This is a genomic window from Candidatus Methylacidiphilales bacterium, assembly GCA_028713655.1.
Lineage (GTDB): Bacteria > Verrucomicrobiota > Verrucomicrobiia > Methylacidiphilales > JAAUTS01 > JAQTNW01.
Genome location: JAQTNW010000078.1, coordinates 1 through 4,613 on the forward strand (window position 1 = coordinate 1; position 4,613 = coordinate 4,613).

The 4,613-nt window shown below is 53.0% G+C and carries 5 protein-coding genes; all 5 read right to left on the reverse strand.

Annotation, left to right across the window (positions count from 1 at the left end; translation table 11 throughout):
• On the reverse strand, nucleotides 1–235 hold a 235-nt coding region (locus PHD76_15045; protein ID MDD5263158.1), incomplete at its 3' end, for a hypothetical protein.
• A 346-nt stretch (nucleotides 236–581) separates the two neighbouring features.
• Nucleotides 582–1,739 carry a prepilin-type N-terminal cleavage/methylation domain-containing protein gene (locus tag PHD76_15050; protein ID MDD5263159.1) on the reverse strand — a complete coding sequence of 386 codons (1,158 nt, stop codon included), beginning with the start codon at nucleotides 1,737–1,739 and terminating at the stop codon, nucleotides 582–584.
• A gap of 142 nt (nucleotides 1,740–1,881) precedes the next feature.
• Nucleotides 1,882–2,436 carry a hypothetical protein gene (locus PHD76_15055; GenBank protein ID MDD5263160.1) on the reverse strand — a complete coding sequence of 185 codons (555 nt, stop codon included), beginning with the start codon at nucleotides 2,434–2,436 and terminating at the stop codon, nucleotides 1,882–1,884.
• 317 nt (nucleotides 2,437–2,753) lie between these two features.
• Nucleotides 2,754–3,569: a prepilin-type N-terminal cleavage/methylation domain-containing protein gene (locus PHD76_15060; GenBank protein MDD5263161.1), complete on the reverse strand. Its 816-nt coding sequence runs from the start codon at nucleotides 3,567–3,569 to the stop codon at nucleotides 2,754–2,756.
• A 190-nt stretch (nucleotides 3,570–3,759) separates the two neighbouring features.
• The gene (locus PHD76_15065; GenBank protein MDD5263162.1) at nucleotides 3,760–4,503 is read right to left on the reverse strand and encodes a hypothetical protein; all 744 of its coding nucleotides are present in this window, start codon (nucleotides 4,501–4,503) and stop codon (nucleotides 3,760–3,762) included.
• Nucleotides 4,504–4,613: the final 110 nt, after the last annotated feature.

The window sequence follows — 4,613 nt, forward strand, 5'->3', positions numbered from 1 at the left end:
CGTCCGTTTTCGACTGGTTGAAGCTGTTGCTGGAAAGCTGGCTGTTGGACACGGCCTTGGAGAAATAGGCGACCACCAGGCCTGTGAGCAGGACCACAAAGGCCAGAACAATCACCAGTGCGGCGCCGCGGGTGCCATGGCGCATGCAGCGCCTTGGAGTGCGCCGGCTGAGTGTGGGAGGCGCAAAGGCAGACTTGAAACTGGAATTGAACCACGGATGCACACGGATAAACACGGATAAGGATGGATTGTTTTTTTCATTTTTTAACGGGAGAATCCTCATCTCGCTCAAAAGGTGTTTTTCTTTGCGTGTTTTGTGATCTTTTGCGGCAAAAAAACAACCCCCTATCTTCCCCCTTGTCAGGGGGATGGAGGCAGCTTGTATTCGAGTTACAGGTTTCAAGTTTTCAGTTTCAAACCTGTTTCTGTCTTTCCTCTGCGTCTTTGCGTCTTTGTTCGCACACCGGACGAATCCGTCCTTTGGCGGACGCGAGGATGTGTTTTTGTGTTCGAGTTTTAAGTTTGCCTCCCCGTTCTCCGAGGTCTTTTTGTAAAAGAAGTTTGTTTTCATATTCATATCCTCATGGGTTTGGAGTTGAATTTCCTGACAGGTAAAACGTGCGGCTATAGACCCGGATGGCTTCCGCCGCGACGCGGGGAATTTGGAGGGTCGTGGGCGAGTTGTCGATGGCTGTTTGCCAACTGGCTTCAAGGTTGCCGGGCTGGGTCAGGCCGTTCTGGAGTGGAGCCAGCGTTGGGGAAAAATCGACCAACTTGCCGGCCAGGGAAGTTAGCTGCGCATCGGTTACAAGCACCTTGCTTTTGGCGTCGATGACGGCGATGACCACGGTGATGGCGGCGACATCCTGCAGGCCGTTGACGGAGGCATGGTTTGGGATTCCGGCGCCGCTGTTCAGGCTTGGGTCATACCAGGGTGTGTCGCTCAAAATGGAGGGATAGTTTGTGCCCCCCACGGTTTGGCCCCTGAGCACGTAGTAATATTCCATCCGGAAAACCTGGGGCCCGATCAATTCATAGTTGTTGGCATCCGTTGTCGTGGCGTCCGTCGCGGGCCGCCAGTTTTGGTAAATTGCATTATTAAATGTGTCTGTTGTCACCGCATACGGGATGCCACTAATACTTGCTGTCGAAAACATCACCTGCGAGTAGGAGCTGGAAACGCCGTTCCAGGCCAGTCCGTAGCCGTATCTTTCCAGTTTATTATAAGAGGCGCTGCTGTTTTTGCTGTTGACCCGGTAGCCCACCAGCGAAACCAGAGTTTGGGAATTGGTGGTGGTGGTGCCGGTGGCGTTCAAATAACCCGGTACCTGGCTGTAAAAGGCAAGCTGGTCGTTGCCGGGTTGCAGTTGATTGTTGCCGTATGGGTCGTTTGTGGAGGATTTGAGGTAGTAATCCACGTCAGGTCGCTTGACGATCTGTGAGAAATCGATGGCCATCCGGTTGAATACGGCCTGGGCCTGGGAATCCGCGTCCATGTGTTTGTTGCCCAAGCCTGTCACCGTCGAGGCGCTGCTGAAAAGCTGGGCGATCAGCGCCATGAGCAGCACCAGGACCGACATGGAAACGAGCAGCTCAATCAGGGTGAATCCGCTGCGGCATGGGCGCGGATGGGAAAAGCGAAGTTTAATGCAACTCCGACATCCGTCGCGAGCGGGGAGTCGCAAAGGCGCAAAGGAAAACCGGGAACCATTTTGGAGGTTGGCACAAGCTGCCTCCATCCCCCTGAAAAGGGGGAAGATAGGGGGTTTGTTTTTTGCCGCAAAAGAAAAACTCAATCCATCCATATCCGTGTTTATCCGTGTCCATCCGTGGTTCAATTCCAGCTTCAAGCCTTCCTCTGCGTTAAATTCCGTTTTCATATCAGTTCCGATCCAGGGCGATAAAGGTTTGTACGGAGCCTGCGGGCGGGATGGTTCCAGCCGGATCAATCGCGGCGGGCCAGCTCGCTTTCAGGGTCGCAAAAGTGGCGGTTCTATCGGTAGGGGTACTGGACCCGTTCAGCAGGAAGGTAACCGTCACCCGGTAGCGCGAATTCGATGGAGGAGTTGCACTGGAGCTGGATGATGGGGGGGTTAGTAAGGACTGGCCGTCGCTGCTGAAAAACAGAGTTGAAGAACTTGTCTGGGTTACCGGATTGACGGGAATTGGAATTAGGAACTGCTGCGATGTGGTCATTGTGGAGGGGGTTGCGCGCAGATCCGAAGCCACCATGGACAGAATGCCGTTGGCCGAGATTTGACGGCTGGCGGTCTGGTTGCTTTTCAGGCCGGCGGGGATCAATCCGAAGATTGCAATCAGGCAAAACGCGGCGATGCCCAGCGCCAGGGTTACTTCGACCAGTGAAAAACCTGACTGTCTCTCGCAGAGGCGCGGAGGCGCAGAGGAAAGTCGGGAACTATTTTTTGGAGTTGGCACAAGCGGCCTCCATCTCCCTGAAAAGGGGGAAGACAAGGGGGTTTTGTTAGCCGCGAAAAGGCGTCCGCCACAGGACGGATTCGCCGTGGTGAACAAAAAACGCAAAAATAGGACAGGTTTATCGCAGATGGACGCGGAGGAACACGGATTGAGTTTTTCTTTTTTAAACGGGAGCGCGGGCATCCTGCCCGGCAGCCCTGCATTTATTCTATGGATCACTTCTAAAAACAACCGAGAGGCAGGATGCCTCTCGGAGCGGGCGGGACGCCCGCGCTCCTGTAGAATCCAAATCCTGTCCAATAATGTTTCGGGCGTTTTCATCGTCTGTAAATTTTTACGTTGCCGGCGATTCCGGTGATCTGGATCGCCGCCACGTTTTTATTGTTGGCGTCCACCGTCGTGCCGTGGGTCGGCTGCAGGCCAATCTCGAGAATCGGCTGCAGTGATTGGGTGATGTCGTTTAACCTTGCCTCACCCCGGGGACTGAATTGGATGGCTGTCTTAAATGTATATTGTGTGGTTCCCCCCAATGGATATTGAAATTGCGCCAGTGTCGTGCCTGTTCCCGTGTCGATGTCCCCGATCTGCCATACGGGCGATCCATTCGTATTGACATAGGGGCGCGTGTCCAACGTTACCCCGGTTCCACTTCCGATCGGAAATGTTGCATTGCCCGCCGTCGCCTTTTTCAAATGCATGTTATCAATCTTCACCAATTTACCGACTTGAAGCAGCGATGAGGTCGCAAGTGTTGTTGTTGTCGTGATGTTTGAAGGGTAGATCATCGTACCATCCTTGGATGCCACGGTTGAGAGAACGACTCTTCCGGTTCCTTGTGTGGCGGGTGTTGCGGAAGTCGTTATGTCTTCCTCAAAAAACCCGACCCAGACATAGGTGTTGTTCGCGGTGGCGTAGGTTCGGGCATTTTGCAGGACACCAGAGATATCGGCGGCTGCTTTGGTGATGTCACCGGATTTCTTTAAACCGATCAAGGCCGGCCCCAGGATGCCCATCATGACCAGGATAATGGCGATGACGGTCAGCAGTTCGATCAGTGTGAAGCCGCCTTGAGAGGGGGCACGCCTGTAAAGAGGGGTGCGGGTGCTTGGGGCGGCTTGAGTTAAAGGGTGCATACGGTCTCCATCATATCGCAATATATTACAATGTATTTACTCCATGACTACAATTAATCATGATTCGTCCATAATGCAAGTATTACTTTTTAACCACGAAAAGGGTGAAAAAAACGAACAAAGCGTTGGTCGCAAGCCGAGGGCCGAAAGTTGAATGCTTTCCTTAACTGCAGTTGGCAAACGGAAGGTATCACGGATATCCCATGACGTGCTTGTAGTAGGCAATCTCCTTTTTAAAATTCTCAGGCATGTCCAGAGGACCGTCGGGGGCCGGTAGCAAGGTAAAAGTGCAGAGTGATGATCCAGTGTTGAGCACCACCGGGAACAGTGTTTTGATTTCGATCCATGCCTCCCGGTTTTCCACGAGTGTGGGTGGAGGTGGGGGAGGGAGGGCGGGTTTGCCATTGGATCCCTGTGCGGGCCCGGGGCGACCCGACTGCGGCACAGGTCTGCTGAGACTTCCCACATAATGGTAACACAAGTGTGATTTATAGCTCACCGGATCCTTTTCCTTGAGTAACGCGGGTGTGATCCAGGCAAATGCGGGAAGATCGCCTGGCATGTCGAATTTGTCGTTCAGTGCTTCGTTGGAATTGTTTTGGAGCGGAAATACGTCGCCACTCGGATACTCCTTGAAAACAACCGGCAGGTTGGGTATCGTCCACTGCTCCGTGACGGGTCCCTTTGTCCAAGTAATGCGTATTCTCCTTACATTCTCGGACTGGCTCACTTCGATCTTTTGTGGTTTTCTTATGCTCGCAGGTGTTTGCGGAGGCTGGGCGGCCCCTGGATCCTGAGTGTTGTTTTGGGAACTGGGATAGGTGATCTCCACGATCCAGGCCGCATTGCCTTCCGGGAATTTCACCAGCGGATCGGCGTGAGCGGAAGTGTTGAAAAATGAGAACAAACCCAAGGCTAGGAGCAGAGTCGGCAAACAATGGCGGAATACAGTTTTTTTACAGGAGGATCGCAAAGGAACGCGATGAGCTGCCATTTTAAAAGCTGATAACACAAATGTGAGGCATATAAAAAGTTTGAAACTGA

What these genes read in the sequence shown, in the direction of transcription:
- PHD76_15060 (MDD5263161.1), bottom strand. Translation starts at nt 3,569, where the DNA reads ATGCACCCTTTAACTCAAGCCGCCCCAAGCACCCGCACCCCTCTTTAC.
- PHD76_15050 (MDD5263159.1), bottom strand. Translation starts at nt 1,739, where the DNA reads ATGGAGGCAGCTTGTGCCAACCTCCAAAATGGTTCCCGGTTTTCCTTT.